The following is a 1,367-nucleotide window of genomic DNA, read 5'->3' as shown; positions in this document are numbered from 1 at the left end:
GGCAGTATCCATAATTTTGTGTAAATAGAAACGGGATTCAGTTATAAGTTCTCTTATATCTGGATTCTGTTTTCAAAAATAAGCATAAATTGGTTCATAATCAATCCCCAGTTAGTAATCGGCATTGTCCATTTCTTCTCAATCTCCATCAAAGCGAGGTATACCATTTTCTTCACAGCATCATCCGACGGGAATGAAAGCTTTGATTTAGTGTACTTTCTGATTTTTCCATTCAGATTTTCAATGAGATTTGTTGTGTAGATTATTTTCCTGATTTCCAATGGAAACTGGAAGAAAACAGTCAGGTCATCCCAGTTATTCCTCCATGAGAGGATGGCATAAGGGTACTTCCCTCCCCATTTCTTTTCCAGATTATCCAGTTCCACGGCAGCAGCCTCCTTGTTGGGCGCGTTATAGATGTTCTTCATATCGGCTGTAAACTCTTTCTTGTCCTTGTAAACGACATATTTACAGGAGTTCCTGATTTGATGTACAACACATATTTGCGTGGAAGACTGAGGAAATACGGCACGTATGGTGTCGGTAAACCCGTTCAGGTTGTCAGTGCAGGTAATCAGTATGTCCTGTACTCCGCGGGCCTTCAAATCTGTCAGGACACCCATCCAGAATGAAGAACTTTCTGATTTTCCCACCCACATGCCAAGGACTTCTTTCAAGCCGTTCTGTTTCAGACCGACACAGAGATAGACAGTCTTGTTGATGATTTTTCCGTTGTCACGAACCTTGAATACAATACCGTCCATCCAAACGATGAGATAGACAGGATCCAAAGGGCGGTTCTGCCATTCCTGAGCAGCCTGGTTGACTTTGTTCGTAATGATGGAAATGGCTGATGTGGACAGTTCTATTTCATAGATTTCACGCATCTCCTCTTCAATGTCGGACACGCTCATTCCTTTGGAATATAGGGAGATAACAAGTTTCTCTATGGAAAGCCCACGACTCTCGTGTTTGGGAACAACTATGGGATTGAATTCACCGTTACGGTCACGGGGAATAGGTATGACCGCTTCACCGTGTTCAGTTTGGATTTTCTTGGGGTAGCTGCCGTTACGGGAATTACCGCTGTTATGACCGGAAACCGAATTCTTCTCATAACCCAGATGCACATCCATCTCACCTTCAAGCATTTTCTCCAATACCTGCGCGTGTAACTGCTTCAGAAACTTGCTGACATCAGCTTCTGTCTTGAACTGGCTAAGGAACTCCTTACTTAATACCTCATCAGGCACTACATGATTCTTCTCTTTCATAATTTTCTTCATTTTGCAAAGCTATTAAATAAAAAATACGGAACCCATACTGAATCCCGTATTTTACATTTACACAAAATATTTTATAGTGCC

The 1,367-nt window shown here is 41.8% G+C and carries 1 protein-coding gene; it reads right to left on the bottom strand.

Annotated features, from left to right (window positions below; all coding sequences use genetic code 11):
- Positions 1-53: 53 nt before the first annotated feature.
- Complete coding sequence (locus tag ACESTD_RS18395; RefSeq protein ID WP_373159100.1) at positions 54-1,286, bottom strand: IS256 family transposase; 1,233 nt, start codon at positions 1,284-1,286, stop codon at positions 54-56.
- Positions 1,287-1,367: the final 81 nt, after the last annotated feature.

The organism is Bacteroides sp. AR20 (assembly GCF_964250605.1).
GTDB classification, from domain to species: Bacteria; Bacteroidota; Bacteroidia; order Bacteroidales; family Bacteroidaceae; genus Bacteroides; species Bacteroides uniformis.
Note: the sequence above shows the minus strand (reverse complement) of the source record. Positions and strands in the feature narration are given on the sequence as shown.

Excerpts from the sequence above, each read along its gene's own strand:
- ACESTD_RS18395 (WP_373159100.1), bottom strand. The coding sequence starts at position 1,286 with ATGAAGAAAATTATGAAAGAGAAGAATCATGTAGTGCCTGATGAGGTA.